The sequence below is a fragment of the Chryseobacterium arachidis genome, assembly GCF_900129245.1.
In the GTDB taxonomy this organism is placed as follows: Bacteria; Bacteroidota; Bacteroidia; order Flavobacteriales; family Weeksellaceae; genus Chryseobacterium; species Chryseobacterium arachidis.
Genome location: NZ_FQUT01000003.1, coordinates 1 through 15,250 on the forward strand (window position 1 = coordinate 1; position 15,250 = coordinate 15,250).

At 36.1% G+C, this 15,250-nt stretch carries 16 protein-coding genes; 8 read left to right on the forward strand and 8 right to left on the reverse strand.

The features are described from left to right. Positions 1-919: 919 nt before the first annotated feature. From BUA89_RS06265 to BUA89_RS06280, 4 genes are all read right to left on the reverse strand, one after another. Positions 920-2,116 carry an efflux RND transporter periplasmic adaptor subunit gene (locus BUA89_RS06265; RefSeq protein ID WP_072954320.1) on the reverse strand — a complete coding sequence of 399 codons (1,197 nt, stop codon included), beginning with the start codon at positions 2,114-2,116 and terminating at the stop codon, positions 920-922. 121 nt (positions 2,117-2,237) lie between these two features. Then, positions 2,238-3,509, reverse strand: a complete 1,272-nt coding sequence (locus BUA89_RS06270; protein WP_072954323.1) for an ABC transporter permease — start codon at positions 3,507-3,509, stop codon at positions 2,238-2,240. Positions 3,510-3,633: 124 nt separating this feature from the next. After that, positions 3,634-4,863, reverse strand: coding sequence for an ABC transporter permease (locus BUA89_RS06275; protein ID WP_072954325.1), 1,230 nt, complete (start codon positions 4,861-4,863; stop codon positions 3,634-3,636). Positions 4,864-5,159: 296 nt separating this feature from the next. Continuing rightward, the gene (locus BUA89_RS06280) at positions 5,160-5,849 is read right to left on the reverse strand and encodes an ABC transporter ATP-binding protein (RefSeq protein ID WP_072954328.1); all 690 of its coding nucleotides are present in this window, start codon (positions 5,847-5,849) and stop codon (positions 5,160-5,162) included. A 425-nt stretch (positions 5,850-6,274) separates the two neighbouring features. Between BUA89_RS06280 and BUA89_RS06285 the strand changes: the two genes are divergently transcribed. The 8 genes from BUA89_RS06285 (at position 6,275) to BUA89_RS06320 (ending at position 12,100) form a co-directional block, all read left to right on the forward strand. Beyond that, positions 6,275-7,249: a ribonucleotide-diphosphate reductase subunit beta gene (locus BUA89_RS06285; RefSeq protein ID WP_072954331.1), complete on the forward strand. Its 975-nt coding sequence runs from the start codon at positions 6,275-6,277 to the stop codon at positions 7,247-7,249. 27 nt (positions 7,250-7,276) lie between these two features. Continuing rightward, entirely contained in the window at positions 7,277-7,543 is a 267-nt protein-coding gene (locus tag BUA89_RS06290) for a hypothetical protein (RefSeq protein ID WP_072954334.1), read from the forward strand. Between the two features lie 171 nt (positions 7,544-7,714). Then, positions 7,715-9,373, forward strand: a complete 1,659-nt coding sequence (locus BUA89_RS06295; RefSeq protein ID WP_072954338.1) for a ribonucleoside-diphosphate reductase subunit alpha — start codon at positions 7,715-7,717, stop codon at positions 9,371-9,373. A 154-nt stretch (positions 9,374-9,527) separates the two neighbouring features. Next, positions 9,528-9,986 (forward strand): hypothetical protein, encoded by a 459-nt coding sequence (locus BUA89_RS06300; RefSeq protein WP_072954342.1) that lies wholly within the window; start codon positions 9,528-9,530, stop codon positions 9,984-9,986. Next, positions 9,983-10,183 carry a helix-turn-helix transcriptional regulator gene (locus BUA89_RS06305; protein WP_072954345.1) on the forward strand — a complete coding sequence of 67 codons (201 nt, stop codon included), beginning with the start codon at positions 9,983-9,985 and terminating at the stop codon, positions 10,181-10,183. Before BUA89_RS06300 ends, BUA89_RS06305 begins: the two co-directional genes overlap by 4 nt. 145 nt (positions 10,184-10,328) lie before the next feature. Further along, positions 10,329-10,733, forward strand: a complete 405-nt coding sequence (locus tag BUA89_RS06310) for an endonuclease domain-containing protein (protein WP_072954348.1) — start codon at positions 10,329-10,331, stop codon at positions 10,731-10,733. 57 nt (positions 10,734-10,790) lie between these two features. Further along, entirely contained in the window at positions 10,791-11,681 is an 891-nt protein-coding gene (locus tag BUA89_RS06315; RefSeq protein ID WP_072954352.1) for a DUF72 domain-containing protein, read from the forward strand. Between the two features lie 191 nt (positions 11,682-11,872). Beyond that, positions 11,873-12,100 carry a hypothetical protein gene (locus BUA89_RS06320; protein ID WP_072954355.1) on the forward strand — a complete coding sequence of 76 codons (228 nt, stop codon included), beginning with the start codon at positions 11,873-11,875 and terminating at the stop codon, positions 12,098-12,100. 42 nt (positions 12,101-12,142) lie between these two features. Here BUA89_RS06320 and BUA89_RS06325 read toward each other — a convergent pair whose 3' ends face one another. From BUA89_RS06325 to BUA89_RS06340, 4 genes are all read right to left on the reverse strand, one after another. Further along, positions 12,143-12,736: a hypothetical protein gene (locus BUA89_RS06325; protein ID WP_083531623.1), complete on the reverse strand. Its 594-nt coding sequence runs from the start codon at positions 12,734-12,736 to the stop codon at positions 12,143-12,145. Between the two features lie 40 nt (positions 12,737-12,776). Further along, positions 12,777-13,421 carry an HD domain-containing protein gene (locus BUA89_RS06330; RefSeq protein WP_072954358.1) on the reverse strand — a complete coding sequence of 215 codons (645 nt, stop codon included), beginning with the start codon at positions 13,419-13,421 and terminating at the stop codon, positions 12,777-12,779. Beyond that, positions 13,422-14,261: an alpha/beta hydrolase family protein gene (locus BUA89_RS06335; protein WP_072954362.1), complete on the reverse strand. Its 840-nt coding sequence runs from the start codon at positions 14,259-14,261 to the stop codon at positions 13,422-13,424. It abuts the gene before it with no gap. 88 nt (positions 14,262-14,349) lie between these two features. Further along, a complete protein-coding gene (locus BUA89_RS06340) occupies positions 14,350-15,240 on the reverse strand; it encodes a ribokinase (protein ID WP_072954365.1) in 891 nt (296 codons plus the stop codon). Positions 15,241-15,250 lie beyond the last annotated feature (10 nt).

The window sequence follows — 15,250 nt, forward strand, 5'->3', positions numbered from 1 at the left end:
ATTTGTTCTGTTTACTTCTGCGCTACTGATCTACTCTCGTTTTCAGTGGGGCAAAGATAGAACCTTTACCGCTACTCTTCCAAATATATTTAACATAAAATTCAATTTTGATTCATATTTAAGGGTAACTCTCTGTTTTTGTGGGAGAATAATTTTATGTTTTTTAAACTAACGTTTGATAAAGGATGGATTGGGTGGCACAAAGGTGCTTGAATTAGAAAAGATAAAGGAAAAAGAAAGGTTCTTGGGAGGAAATATGATCTGTTTAGAATCAGAGTAATTGTTTTTATATAAATAATAATTGTAAACGCAATGACCACGAGGGTGGCTATTGTTGGCGTTTTTTTTTCGCAAAGGCACTTCGTTCAGCAAATGATAACAAAAGGATATAAAAATGGAGTTTTAATGATATCTTTTATTATCTGGAGATCAATCATGGAAATGATATTTTTACAATACTCGTCTTGTAAATAGTGGATCGAAATTTTTTCTCTCGCAGATGGAGCGGATTGAGCAGATTTTTTTTACGGGGAGTTTTATTTACTTTGACTGAAGAATTGCTGATAGAGATTGCTTCGTCGCTACGCTCTTTGAAAGAATTACGAAGCCTACTGCTTTTTAGTTGGATTGATAACGAATCCTGTCGTAAGTACTACTATACAACTGAAAGCTCACTCCCCTAGCCCAGATTAAACGGCATCCTTTTTCGGGGCGGCCGCAGCGAAGCGGAGGCCGTCACGAAAAAGATATAGTGGAAAGATGGAAGTAGCTCATAAACATTAGTAATTAGTAATAGGTAATGGGTAATAGATTTTTCCTTCGTCGAAATGAATTTTTTAGTCTAGCTACGCGCTTCCTATTGATGACAAAAAATCCTGAGAAAAATCCCAGGACTCATATTAAATATATAGAAAGTTTACTATTTTTTTGTTTTTTCTTTTAATTCATCTTTGTCTTTGTCGGACGGGTTCCAAACTTTCACCTCAGCATTTTTATCAATTCCAGATAAGATCTGAACATTGATCCCGTCGCTGGCCCCAAGTTTTACATATACTTTTTTGAACTTACCGTCTTTTTGTTTTACCTCTACAAAAGGTACGTCTTTCCCGTTTTTCTTTTCATACTGAACCAATGATTCATCCAATAATAAAGCATTTTTCTGAGAATTCAACACAATTTCACCGTTGGCAGAAAATCCAGCTCGGATATATTCATTATTCGGATTGTGAACATCACCCTCAACCGGGAACTTGATCGTTCCGTTGTTGTCTTTTCCTTTGGGTGCAATCATCGTCAGTTTTCCCGGGAAAGTTTTGTTTTGAAGAGCACCGATTACGATGTTCATATCCATCCCCTGCTTCAGTTTTCCGGCCTGCGCTTCATCAATTTCTCCCTGGAAGATTAATGAATTAAGATCTGCAATCGAACAAATCGTTGTACCTGCATTGAAAGAGTTAGCCTCAATTACCTGACTTCCTACTTTTACAGGAACTTCAAGAACGGTTCCTGAGGCCTTAGAACGAATCTGAGTAGTTGCCAAGCCCTGCAATTCGGGAGTGGAACCGGTTTTTGCAATCTGTAATGTTTTCTGTGCTGTCACCAATGCCTGCTGAGCATTTCTCAGAGTCTGCTGAGTAGAATATAATTGCTGCTGAGAATTCAGGTATTCCTGTTTTGAAGCTACCCCTTGCTTATAAAGCTTTTCCTGCATTTCAAACTGCTTGCGCATGTTATCTACATTCAGTTTGGCATTACTGATCTGAAGCTGCTGATTGTCCACATTCTGCTGGGCGCTGTTTACATCAGAAAGGTTCGGAACGATTCTTACCGTCGCAATCAACTGCCCAACTTCTACCTTATCTCCTTCATCCACCAAAATTTTATCGATAATCCCTGCAATATTCGGTTTAATTTCAATTTCCTCTTTAGGAACAATTTTCCCCGTTGCCATTACCTTATCATCCATATTCTGAACGGTAGGCTTCCTTGTAAGAAAAGCTTCACTTTCCTTAGAATTCGATTTTACAAGATAGCCGATTCCTGAGAACAATGCCACCGCAAATACAAGTCCCAAGACAATATAAATGGCTTTTTTCCAAGTGAATTTCTTTTTCATATGTATAGTTTATTTTTTATTAAGTAGTTTTCTTTTTTATTTAATTAAAGATTAAATGATTTAAAAATTAAAAATTTACTTGCACGAAAACTCATAATTCATAATTTTTGACTCATAACTCTTACTCAGTTCTTAATGCTTCAATAGGTCTAATTTTCACTGCTCTTTGAGCCGGGATCATTCCGATGATTAATCCTAAAACTACCATTACCGCCATTGCTGCAAATACGTTCCCGTAATTTACTGTCGGATTGTAGAATGGAAATGCGTCCTGACCCTGCGTCAACATATTCAAAATCATTAAGACAAAAATCCCGGACATGAATCCGAGCAATCCGGATGAGAGCGTGATTACCACACTTTCCAGCAAAATCTGATTTCTAACTTCCGCAGGCTTCGCTCCTAATGCTCTTCTAATCCCGATTTCTTTCGTTCGTTCTTTTACCGTAATTAAAAGGATATTGGAAATGGCGATTACCCCTGCAAGGATCGTTAGTGTACCCACAATGATTGTCAGCAGCTGCATTCCGGACAAAAAGCCCGTTAATTTTTTAAATTCCTTTCCCAAATTAAAGCTTCCGAAAGCATTGGTGTCTTCAGGCGAAACCTTATTTTTGGATTTCAGTTCCAATTTTACACTTTCTTCTACTGAATTTACATTCGCATTCGGCTTGCTTACAATCGCAAACATATCGATCTGATCGGCAGCATTGTACATTTTCGTGTAGGTTGAAAGCGGGATGAAAGCCGTCTGATCATTCTCGAAACCTCCTCCTTTTTTCACTCTGAATACGCCAATCACATTAAAGAAAATACCTTTGATATTGATGGATTTCCCTAATGGATTTTCATTCTTTTTAGAGTCGAAAAAGTTTTTATATATCTCTTCTCCGATTACGGCTACGTTTTTATTTCCGGAAACATCCGCATCATTGATATAACGCCCGAAAATCAGTTTTTTCTCTGAAATTTTATTTCCCACCGGATAATCTCCCGTTAAAGAATACGTGCTGCTTTTCCCGTTTCTTGACATTGATTCTCCCGGAGTTCCCGTAAAGCTTCCTCTCGAATTCTGAGGTGAAATATAATCGATACTCGGAATCTTTCTTTTCAGCATGTCTATATCCGTAAGGCGAAGGTTCAGCTCTCTTCCTTTTGGAAAACCTTCATAAGGGATTGAAGTGTTCTGAGCCCAAAGGAAAATAGAATTGGTCGCAAAACCCGAGAACAGCTTATCGAAGCCGTTTTCCATCCCTTTTGCGGCACCTAACAAACTTACATACAAAAACATTCCCCATCCTACACCAATCATCGTAAGAAAGGTTCGAAGCTTATTATTTCGCAATGAATAATAAATTTCCTGCCAGGTATCTCTTTTAAATATGATATTCATTTCTTGATGTCAATTTTTTATAATATAAAAATGAATCTTTTCTGAAGTCAATTAACTTCACCATCAATGTTCGCCTTTCACATTCACTTGCAAAGCAAAATTGACCATTTACAATTCACCTTTCTTATTCTGTTCTCAATGCTTCAATAGGTTTAATTCTTGACGCACGATATGCGGGCACAAATCCGGCAATTAATCCGGAGAAAATCAAGGCGATAAACGCCATAAAGATTGTTCCCAAGCCTACACTCGGACTTTTAATAAAGTATTCTTCAAGGCTGTCGCCAATCAGATTCAGCGTCAAAACCCCGATTCCTACGCCTACAAAACCTGAAATCACTGTAATCACCACACTTTCCTGAACAATCAGAGCGACAATACTTCCAGGTTTTGCACCAATCGCTTTTCGTACCCCGATTTCTTTTGTTCTTTCTTTTACGATATACACCATGATATTGCTAATCCCAATGATTCCCGCCAATAGGGTTCCCATTCCGATAAACCCGACTATTGCGGTAAGAACCGCCATGAAAGTGAATGTATCGTTCATATTCTTGGCATTATTCCAGACTCTCACTCCGTTTTCGTCGTCAGGTGCAACGTTCTTTCGGGATTTTAACCTTTCCTTTAGTTGATCACCATATTTTATGGCCTCTTCCGGACTCAGATTTTCATTGTATGCAATAAAGTTAGTACTTACCGTGTCTGAGCCTTTTTTCATTTGCTGCAAAGTTGAGATAGGTACTGTAATATGCCTCTCATCCCAGTCACCTCCGTCATCAGAGAAAACCCCGACCACTTTGAACATGGTTCCGTTGATATTTAATTCTTTTCCTACCGGACTTCCGTTTTTGATCAAATCACGCTGAACCATCCTTCCGATTACTGCAACGTTTTGCTTTCTTTCCATATCCGTCGGTGACAAATAACGCCCCTCCAGCATTTTTCGGTTTTCAATGATTTGTTCTTCAGGCTCAGCTCCGTTAATCTGATAGTTTCCACTTTCTTTACCATATTTCACCAACAAATTAGTAGTATATCTCGGCGTTGAACTTCCTACTTTTTCTTTATCGACATTGACTAAAAAATCATAGTCGTCATTATTCATTGTTACCTGCCGGTCAGATTGAAGCCCGTTGTAAGCGATAGTCGTTTTTCCTGTAACAATTGTAATCAGGTTTTGGGCATCTCTTGCAAAACCTTCTGTAAAAGCATTCTGCAGCCCTTTTCCAATTCCAAAAAGCACAATGAAGATAAATAACCCCAAAGCCACAGTAAAACCGGAAAGCACTGTTCGCAATACATTACTGCGAATCGAACTGAATATTTCCTGCCAACGATCTAGGTCGAACATATTTTTTGTTTTTTACTTTGTAAAAAAGTGAATTAGCTGCGCTGTGAATTTTCTTTGAAGTAAATTAACTTCGTTGTCAATTTTAAATTCTTGGAACAAAATTGACCATTTCACCATTCACTTTTTCAACATTCCACTTAATAATATAAATGATGTCTTTACTAATTTTCCAATCTTATCCAGATCTTCTGTTTTCACATAATTACTTTCAATAATGATATCAAAACATGAAATCTAATTCAATTACCGAACCTCTTGCTCACTTGCGAAGCAAAATTGACAATTCATCATTCACCTTACAGCACCAACTGCTTAATAAACTCATCACTTTCTATAATTCCGTCTTTCAGGATTACATTTCTCTTTGTCTGTGCGGCTACGTCGGGTTCATGGGTTACAACAATGATTGTTTTTCCTTCATTATTGATATCCTGAAGAAGCTTCATAATATCATGGGTGGTTTTTGAATCCAACGCACCAGTCGGCTCATCTGCCAAAACAACTTTTGGATCGGTAATCAAAGCCCTTGCAATGGCTACTCTTTGCTTCTGCCCACCGGAAAGTTCATTCGGAAGGTGATTTGCCCATTGGGCAAGACCCACTTTTTCCAAATATTCCATTGCCTTTTTTTCACGCTCTTTTCTCGAAACATTCTGATAATACAGAGGAAGAGCTACATTATCCAATGCTGTTTTGTACCCAATCAGGTTAAAAGACTGGAAAATAAAGCCCAAAAACTTACTCCTGTATTCTGCCGCTTTTATTTCGGATAAATGCTCAATCGGAACGCTGTCCAGCTCATAGATTCCGGAGTCTTTCTCATCAAGAATTCCTATAATATTAAGAAGCGTAGATTTTCCGGAGCCGGAACTCCCCATAATAGAGACAAATTCACCCTCCGAAATATTAAGATTAATACCTTTGAGAACGTGCAACTTACTCTTTCCCGTATCGTATGATTTATGTAAATCCTGTATTACTAACATTAAGTGATGTATGATTTTATACCCAATAAGTAGATATAATTTTTAATTTGTTACGAAGAATGAAAAATTCTTTATTTTATTTATTGTTTAGCTATTAAAACCTTTATTTAAAACAATTTTAAAACAAGTGTTTAATAAAAATCAACCATAAATAACAATTTTTATAGCTTAAGTCTTTGTAAACCAATCACAGAGCAAGTTTCGGATAAATGTGGAAAACTTTTACTGTTAAAAGTCAATCATTTAGTGTTTCGCTCTTTCAAATACAGTTCTTTTTATCGAACTTTGTCCTTACAGATTACAAAAGATAAAAACACCTTCACTGTTAATAACTCTTATTTATAAGTTACTACAAACTAAGATGTTGAGTATTTTTTGCACTTATCCACACTGATCTAATTAATTTAATTAAAAGACATTTTAACATGGGAATTTTCGATAAAAGAGTTAGTTATAAGCCATTTGAATATCCAGAAGTTCTTCAATTTGTAGAGGCAATCAACAAATCGTACTGGGTACACTCGGAAGTGGATTTTACTGCAGATGTTCAGGATTTTCACTCACAGCTTGAGCCACATGAAAAAAATGCGGTAAAAAATGCTCTTCTGGCAATTGCACAGATTGAGGTGAATGTAAAGACATTTTGGGGAAATCTTTATCAGCATCTTCCAAAACCTGAGCTTAACGGATTAGGCGCTACTTTTGCAGAGTGTGAATTCCGTCATTCGGAAGCATATTCAAGACTTTTGGAAGTTTTGGGTTATAATGAAGAATTTACAAGTGTTATCGAGATACCTGCTGTAAAAAATAGAATTGAATTTTTGGGAAATGCTCTTAAACATGCCAATTCTGCAACGCCTAAAGAATATGTTTCGGCTCTACTACTATTCAGTATTTTGGTAGAAAACGTATCTCTTTTCTCTCAATTTGCTATTATCCTTTCTTTCACAAGATTTAAAGGGTTCATGAAAAATGTTTCCAATATCATTGCATGGACTTCAGTTGATGAACAGATTCATGCAAACGGCGGAATTTATTTAATCAACAAAATCCGTGAAGAGCAACCCGATCTTTTATCAGACAGCGATATCGAAGATATTTATACATTGGTAGACGAATCCATCGAAAGAGAAGGTGATATTCTTAACTGGATTTTCGAATTAGGCGAAATCGACAATATTTCTAAAGAAGATCTTCTTAACTTTATGAAATACCGTGTTGATGACAGTTTAAAGAAAATCAACATGAAAACAAGATACAACGTAACTCCAGAACAATACAAACCAATGGTTTGGTTCGAAGAGGAAGTTTTCGCCAATTCTATGGATGATTTTTTTGCAAAAAGACCGGTAGATTATACAAAACACGACAAAAGTATTACAGCGAACGATTTGTTTTAAATTTCGCTTTAATTGGTTTTTATAAAAATGGTTAAGGTAAAATTAAATATCACCAATATTCAGCTGGATTGCGACGATATCACTATAAGTTTTGCTGAATCACCCAAAATAGGAGATGAAATTTCAGTATTAAATTTTTTGCCTTACGATACCAGTGAAAGAGAAAATTTTCTATATGAAACCGAAGGGAAGCAATTAAGTTTCAACGGGGTGATTACAAAGAGACGATGGATTTCCGATAACCCTACGACACAGCCGATTCTTCTGCTCGATATTGAAATGTTAGAGGAATAGAGCGCGAGCGAAGCGAGCGTCGAAACAGATAGTATTAGCGATATATATTATTTTAAAACTGCCAAAAAACATCTATAAAACATAAACTCCTTTAATGGAGTTATAACACATAAAAGTAACAAAATTCCTGGACCCTTAAACCGTTCAGGAATTCGAAAATATACAACAACTATGGAAGAACAAAATTCGAATATATGGTGGCTCAACGAAGAGTCTGAGCAAATGCTTAACAGAGGATATCTTTTAAAAGGGGAAACTGTAGATGGAGCAATCGACAGAATCACCACCGCAGCAGCCAAAAAATTATATAAGCCGGAACTTCAGCCCGCTTTCAAGGAAATGATCACCAAAGGATGGATCAGTTTCTCATCCCCGGTTTGGGCAAATATGGGAACCCAAAGAGGTCTTCCTATTTCTTGCTTCAACGTTCATATTCCGGACAGTATTGAAGGAATCACTCACAAAATGGGTGAAGTTATTATGCAGACAAAAATCGGAGGGGGAACTTCCGGATATTTCGGAGAACTTCGTAACAGAGGGACTGCGGTAACGGACAACGGAAAATCTTCCGGAGCAGTTTCTTTCATGAAATTGTTTGATACCGCCATGGATGTTGTTTCTCAAGGTGGTGTAAGAAGAGGTGCTTTTGCTGCTTATTTAGATATCGACCACGGAGATATTGAAGAGTTTTTATCCATTAAAGACATTGGAAGTCCGATCCAAAACTTATTTACGGGAATTTGTGTTCCTGATTACTGGATGCAGGATATGATCGATGGAGATATGGATAAGCGTAAAATCTGGGCAAGAGTATTGGAAAGCCGTCAGCAAAAAGGACTGCCTTATATTTTCTTCACCGATAACGTCAACAGAAACAAACCTCAGGTTTACAAAGACTTAGGATTACCTGTCAACGCAAGTAATCTTTGCTCAGAAATCATGCTTCCTTCTACAAGAGAAGAATCTTTCATCTGCTGTTTATCTTCCATGAACTTAGAATTGTATGATGAGTGGAAAGATACCGATGCTGTAAAATTAGCCATCTATTTTCTGGATGCCGTTTTATCGGAATTCATTGAAAAAACGGAAGGAAACTATTATCTTCAGGGAGCAAGAAACTTCGCAATGCGTCACAGAGCGCTTGGTTTAGGAGTTTTAGGTTACCATTCTTATTTACAGAAAAATATGATCCCGTTTGAAAGTTTTGAAGCAACTCAATTCAATGCAAGAGCTTTCAGACATATCAAAGAACAGGCAGAACAAGCTTCAAGAGAGCTTGCCAATATCTACGGTGAGCCGGAATTATTGAAAGGATACGGACTGAGAAATACCACCACAATGGCAATCGCTCCTACCACTTCAAGTTCTGCAATCCTAGGACAGACTTCTCCGGGAATCGAGCCGTTTGCTTCTAATTATTATAAAGCTGGTCTCGCAAAAGGAAACTTTATGCGTAAGAACAAGTATTTAGCGAAATTGTTAGAAGAAAAAGGTCTTGATAACGAAGAAACCTGGAGAACAATTATGCTGAACCACGGATCTGTACAGCATTTGAAAGAATTAACTGACGAAGAAAAAGCAGTATTCAAGACATTCAAAGAAATTTCTCCGATGGAGATCATTTCTCAGGCAGCACAGAGACAGCAATACATCGATCAGGCGCAGTCGTTAAACTTACAGATTCCTTCTACAATGCCGGTAAAAGACGTAAATTATCTTTATATTGAGGCTTGGAAAAAAGGAGTAAAAACATTGTATTATCAAAGAAGTTCTTCAGTTTCTAAAGAAATGATGGTGAATTTTGTGACATGTTCTGCTTGTGAAGCTTAAGGCAAGAACAAGTAAAAAAGTTTAAAGAGCCAAGCTTGGCTATGAACATATAAAAACCGCAGAAATTTCTGCGGTTTATTTTTTTATGAAAAAGTAAAATAAACTTTACATTTTGTAAAATATTTATTACATTTGAAAAATCAAAAAAATTATTATGAATACAACATTAAAACTTTTCCCCAACCGCTTCAAGAAAATAGGCTGGTTTATTTTTATTCCTTCATTAATTTTAGGAATATTATCACTAACAAACATTTTTAGCTTTCCTGAAATTTCTCTACCGGTTTTCTACAGTTCAGGATTTCCGCTGAATAATGAAGAAGCCGGATTATTAAAAACCACGGAAATTGCGTTATTCCCGAATCTTTTTGGAATATTAATCATCATCGGCGGAATATTAATCGGATGTTCCAAAGAAAAAACTGAAGATGAATATATTTCCAGTTTACGCTTGCAATCTGTTTTCTGGAGTCTGATTGTCACCTACTCTATCGTCCTTATTTTATTCTTAACTGTATTCGGAAGCCTTTTCTTTACAATGATGATCATTATGATATTTCTGCCATTGGTTTTGTATGTCTTCAGATTTAATTATGTATTGCTAAAAAAATGAAAAATACCATTAAGATTGAAAGAGCCATAAAAAATATGACACAGGAAGAGCTTGCAAAAATAATAGGTGTGTCACGACAGACCATCAATGCAATGGAAGCAGGAAAATATGTTCCTTCAACAGTATTAGCCTTGAAAATTGCGAAATATTTTAATAAAAAAGTAGAGGATATTTTTGAGTTGGAAGATGAAGATTAAGTGATGAAATTTGTTACCCCGACCCTAAAGAGAGCAAATTTCAATTCTGGCAGGTTACTTATCAAAAATCCGCCCTTTAGGTCGGGGTAAAGACTTTTGATTTCCCTTCAAAAAAAAAATTGATTAACTTCAATAAAAACATACCATGAAAAAAATCAACCCAAATTATAATGAAGGGATGTGGAAAGGTGCACCTGCAAGTTCATTTTTAAAAGCTCAGTCTTTAAGAAGAAACGAAATAGCGGAAGAGAAAATTCTTTCGGAAAAACTGAGAAACAATCAGTTGAAAGGTTACAAATTCAGAAAGCAGCATCCTATAGGTTTATACATAACCGATTTTTATTGTCATCAATTAAAATTAATCATAGAAATTGATGGCGAGTACCATAATCTTTCAGAACAGATAGAAAAAGATGATAAGCGGACTCGGATTTTAGAAAGCAATGGTTTACAGCTCATCAGATTTACGAATACCGAAGTTCGGACAGAATTAGAAAACGTCATGGAGAAGATTAAGTTAAAAATAGACGAAATCATCACTGTTTTATAAATCGAAACTCATCTTTTAATTATATTTGTTTACACAGTTTAACTCAAAATATAAGTTATGAAATTCGGACAAGTAGAAGATCCTTCCAAAATAGATTTTACGTTACCCAAAGACCATCCCAGAACCAAAGAAATTTTAAAGCAAAACAAAAAAGGGCTGGAAAATATTTCTATTGGATGTGCCAAATGGAACAAGACAGATCTTAAAGGATTTTATCCGAAAGGAACCAAAGATGAATTAACATATTATGCCACTCAATTCAATTCGATCGAACTGAATGCCACTTTTTATGGAATGCCGACTCCCGAGCAGGTACAAACCTGGAAAGAAAAAACGCCTGCCGATTTTAAGTTCTTCCCAAAAATTACCAATACCGTCTCCCACTTCAGACGATTGCTGAATATTGACGATGTCGTTACCCAATTTGCTTCTGCAGTATTGAATTTTGATGAAAAGTTAGGAATGGTTTTCCTGCAGCTTCATGATAATTTCAAGCCAAAAGATTATGAAAGACTGGAAAAGTTTGTGAAAAACTGGCCTCAGGAAGTTCCGTTGGCTATCGAACTGAGAAATACAGAATGGTTTACGGATGAAGAGATTTTGGATAAAACCTGTCAGCTTTTTGAAGACAACAATATTACCAACATCATTGTAGATACAGCAGGAAGAAGAGATATGCTACACATGAGACTTACGACCCCCAATGCTTTCATCCGGTATGTAGGAGCCAATGCAGAAAGCGATTATGAAAGATTAGACGATTGGATGAATCATCTGACAAAATGGAAAAAAGAAGGACTCCAAAATGTTTACTTTTTTGTACATCAAAATATTGAAAAAGCCTCTCCCCTTTTGTCAGCTTATTTTATTAAAAAAATGAATGAGGAATGGAAAACCGACATTCTGATCCCGAAAATGGCTACAGAAAGTACAGGAACGTTATTTTAAATATTAAAAAATTTTAATTTATTCACCAATATGTGTAATAAATTTCACATATAAAAGAAGTTTTAACACAAATAATTCATTGAATTGCTTTTATGAAAAATAAAAGCAATTTCTTTTTTCATTTTATAAAATTCACTATCTTAGGAATTACGAAATTATAGTGAATAATAAATCTTCTAAAAACAAAAAATATGGAAAAAGAAATCTGTACAATAAGTATTTCCGGAAGTCCGGGGGATGCTTATACTTTTTTCGAAAATGAGACCATTAAGAAAAACTATGATGAAGAAAGCTTGAGTAATGATTTTTCGGAATGGCTGGAACCACAGCAAATCAGTAAACAGAACAAGGATAAACTTATCAGAAACTGTCCTGAAGAGTTCAAAGAAAGAATTATGTTAATCCTTGACTATCCTTAAATTTAGCTACATCCCAATCTTTGCTTAAAGATTGGGATTTTTTTATTTTCGTTTTCTTAGTAACAAAGTTAGGTTGAGAAACAGCAGCAGAAAGTCTAAAACAACCCAGATTCCAAGTTTTGTGTTCTCATAATTATAAGCATCGATATGTTTTTTGGCCAAATCTGAAAGCTTTGCACTTTGATTGATGTAGTTGTTCACCTCAATAATCTGATCAATATTTTTATTCGGAACAGAATGCTGAGAGAAATAGACAAGGTTTTTCTTTCCTAAATATCCTACGATCCAATATTCATCAGACTTTTCCATTTTAAGATATTCAATCCTGTAATACTCCGGACGGATGACTCCGATATGTTGGGTCTCGATGGCATTGTCGGCTTCGACATCGTTTAGGGTGACCACATAGAAATCCAATGGCTGGGGTAGTTTATTGATCAGCTGAAGAGCAACAGAATCCTGTACAATCCTTACTGCACTTTTTTTAATGAACCAATACGTAAAAACTGAAAATGAAAAAACCAAGGTAATAATCCGAAATCCTTTAGCCCAATTTGCCAGCTTTCCTCTCTTAACTTTATATAAGAAAAGGGATAAAAGAGATGACCAAAAGATGACCAATATAATAAATACCATAGTACAAAGATACTTATTTTACAGAGGTTGGGGAAAGATACTAATCAACATTCCACTCCTTATAAAACTGATCGAGGAATTTCAACATGAAATCGTGCCTTTCTCCCGCAATTTCTTTCCCTTTTTCGGTATTCATAAGATCTTTCAGCAGTAATAATTTTTCGTAGAAATGATTAATGGTAGTTCCGTTCGATTTTTTGTATTCTTCCTTAGACATATTTAGCTTTGGTTCGACATTCGGATCATACATCGCATTGTTTTTGAACCCTCCAAAATTAAAGGTTCTTCCGATTCCGATCGCTCCGATAGCATCAATTCTGTCTGCATCCTGAACAATTTTAAGTTCAATCGGAAGATTTTGAGGAACTTCTCCCCTATTTTTAAACGAAATATTTTTAATGATAAACAAAACCTGTCCAATCACATCCTCTGGAGCATTCTGGCTTTCCAAAAATTCTCTTGAAACCTTTAAAGCAAGCGTTTCGTCGCCATTATGAAACTTAGGATCTGCAATATCGTGGAGTAAAGCCGCCAGCTCAACAACTTCCTTATTGCATTCTTCTGTTTCCGCAATTTTTTTTGACAGTTTCCATACCCTTTCGATATGAAACCAATCGTGTCCTGCTTCTGCGCCTTCCAGTTTTTCTTTTACAAATGCTACCGTATTTTCGATCAGATTCTTCATTTATATCAATTCATTTAAAATAATATTCCATAGATTTTTGTTGTAGCTTCTAAAAAAATTAACATGCCCGATTTCTCCTTTCTCCGACTCGGCAGTTTTCACCAGTCTGTAAGTTGGTTTAAGGTTAGGATAAGTATCATTCAAAAGGCTTTTCACCCCTTTTTCCGTTAGCCAGACATCATCTTCAGCTCGAATAACAAATACTTTCTGTGTTAAATTTTTAGAATAATCATCAACTTTTTCCAACAAGCTGTTGGTGGATTTCCTGTTTAAAATTAAGCTTCTCCAGTCAGATGCACAATTTTTTGGAAGACTTTCTCCGAGTCCGAACCAGTTTCCGGGGAAATATCCTAACAATGCGGTAGTTAAAGGCTGGGCAATTCCAAATCCGAGATATGCTTCAATTTTTGTTTTGAACTTTAAGTTACCGACAAAGGCATTTTGAGTTCCCACAAAGAAAAATTCTTCGAATATTTCTGAGTCTTTATTCATTCCTAAAATTAAAGCCCCGACAGAATGCCCTAAACAATATTTCTCATAATCATTAAAATTGATTTGAATATAATCCGTTAAAGCCTGATAATCTTGCGAACCCCAAATTCTCATCGAAGCATTAAAACCTCTCATCACCTTCGGTTTTGAAAGCCCAATTCCACGATAATCATAAGTAATCACCGTAAATCCGTTTTCAGAAAAAAAACGGGCAAAAGAAAAATAAACCTGCTGCTTTACGCCTGTTGCAGAATTAATAAGCAATAATTTCTGATTACTTTTTTCAGGTAAAAAAAGATGGGCTGTAATTGATACGTGATCTCGGGTGGTCAATATTAACTTTTCCATATATAAAAGAAAAAATCCACTATAAAAGTGGAGATTTTAGTTCGTATTCTATAGTTGAATCAACAACTTTCGGTATGTAGCAAATAGTTTATGATATGAAATCTGAAATTCTTGGCAGTCCGGTCTGCGAGCCTTTTTTAGCAGAAACCCTTGCAGAAACTTCGTTCCCGAATTTTACACATTCTTCAATAGAATTTTTATGACATAAGGCAATAGCAAATCCTGCAGTAAAAGCATCCCCCATTCCCATTTTGTGAACCGTTCTGTCTTCATCATTTCGGCAGTATTTCATTTCTGTCCCGTCAAAATACACGGTAGAATTCACATCATCTCTCACAAAAACCTTATTAAAATATTTTTTAAGAATAACTTCTCTCTGGTCTTCCCCGAAAATTATATGAAGCTCACTGCTTTTCGCAATAATAAAATCCACGTTATCCAGCAGTTCGTTACTTAATCTTTGAGCCGGAGAGGCATATAAACCAACTTTCTTACCAAATCTCTTAGCTTTTTTAGCAGTATACTCAATAACTTTCATGGAAACTTCCAGCTGAATAAGAATAAGATCTGCCGTATGGAAATATTTGTCTGCCGCTTCTACGTGTTCAACGCTCAGGTAATTATTGGCTGCAGGTACAACAACAATCGCCGCGTTTCCTTCAGAGGTTGTCACATACGCAGTTCCTGTAGATTCCCGGTCCGTTTCAAATACAAAACCTACGTTTACATTTTCGCCCACCATATTCCTCATGATCTGCTGACCCAAGGGATCCATCCCTACACAACCTACAAAGTAAACACTGGCTCCCAATCTTGCTGCGGCTACTGCCTGGTTGGCCCCTTTGCCTCCAAAATAACTTTCGGAATTACGGGCAATAACGGTCTCATTCCCGCAGGGAACTTTTTCCGTTTCTAAAACAAGATCGATCGAAGAGCTTCCTACAACGATGATTTTTGGTTGTTCTGATGAGAAATTCATTGTGTTCAGT

What these genes read in the sequence shown, in the direction of transcription:
- BUA89_RS06265 (WP_072954320.1), bottom strand. Translation starts at nt 2,116, where the DNA reads ATGAAAAAGAAATTCACTTGGAAAAAAGCCATTTATATTGTCTTGGGA.
- BUA89_RS06270 (WP_072954323.1), bottom strand. Translation starts at nt 3,509, where the DNA reads ATGAATATCATATTTAAAAGAGATACCTGGCAGGAAATTTATTATTCA.
- BUA89_RS06275 (WP_072954325.1), bottom strand. Translation starts at nt 4,863, where the DNA reads ATGTTCGACCTAGATCGTTGGCAGGAAATATTCAGTTCGATTCGCAGT.
- BUA89_RS06280 (WP_072954328.1), bottom strand. Translation starts at nt 5,849, where the DNA reads ATGTTAGTAATACAGGATTTACATAAATCATACGATACGGGAAAGAGT.
- BUA89_RS06285 (WP_072954331.1), top strand. Translation starts at nt 6,275, where the DNA reads ATGGGAATTTTCGATAAAAGAGTTAGTTATAAGCCATTTGAATATCCA.
- BUA89_RS06290 (WP_072954334.1), top strand. Translation starts at nt 7,277, where the DNA reads ATGGTTAAGGTAAAATTAAATATCACCAATATTCAGCTGGATTGCGAC.
- BUA89_RS06295 (WP_072954338.1), top strand. Translation starts at nt 7,715, where the DNA reads ATGGAAGAACAAAATTCGAATATATGGTGGCTCAACGAAGAGTCTGAG.
- BUA89_RS06300 (WP_072954342.1), top strand. Translation starts at nt 9,528, where the DNA reads ATGAATACAACATTAAAACTTTTCCCCAACCGCTTCAAGAAAATAGGC.
- BUA89_RS06305 (WP_072954345.1), top strand. Translation starts at nt 9,983, where the DNA reads ATGAAAAATACCATTAAGATTGAAAGAGCCATAAAAAATATGACACAG.
- BUA89_RS06310 (WP_072954348.1), top strand. Translation starts at nt 10,329, where the DNA reads ATGAAAAAAATCAACCCAAATTATAATGAAGGGATGTGGAAAGGTGCA.
- BUA89_RS06315 (WP_072954352.1), top strand. Translation starts at nt 10,791, where the DNA reads ATGAAATTCGGACAAGTAGAAGATCCTTCCAAAATAGATTTTACGTTA.
- BUA89_RS06320 (WP_072954355.1), top strand. Translation starts at nt 11,873, where the DNA reads ATGGAAAAAGAAATCTGTACAATAAGTATTTCCGGAAGTCCGGGGGAT.
- BUA89_RS06325 (WP_083531623.1), bottom strand. Translation starts at nt 12,736, where the DNA reads ATGGTATTTATTATATTGGTCATCTTTTGGTCATCTCTTTTATCCCTT.
- BUA89_RS06330 (WP_072954358.1), bottom strand. Translation starts at nt 13,421, where the DNA reads ATGAAGAATCTGATCGAAAATACGGTAGCATTTGTAAAAGAAAAACTG.
- BUA89_RS06335 (WP_072954362.1), bottom strand. Translation starts at nt 14,261, where the DNA reads ATGGAAAAGTTAATATTGACCACCCGAGATCACGTATCAATTACAGCC.
- BUA89_RS06340 (WP_072954365.1), bottom strand. Translation starts at nt 15,240, where the DNA reads ATGAATTTCTCATCAGAACAACCAAAAATCATCGTTGTAGGAAGCTCT.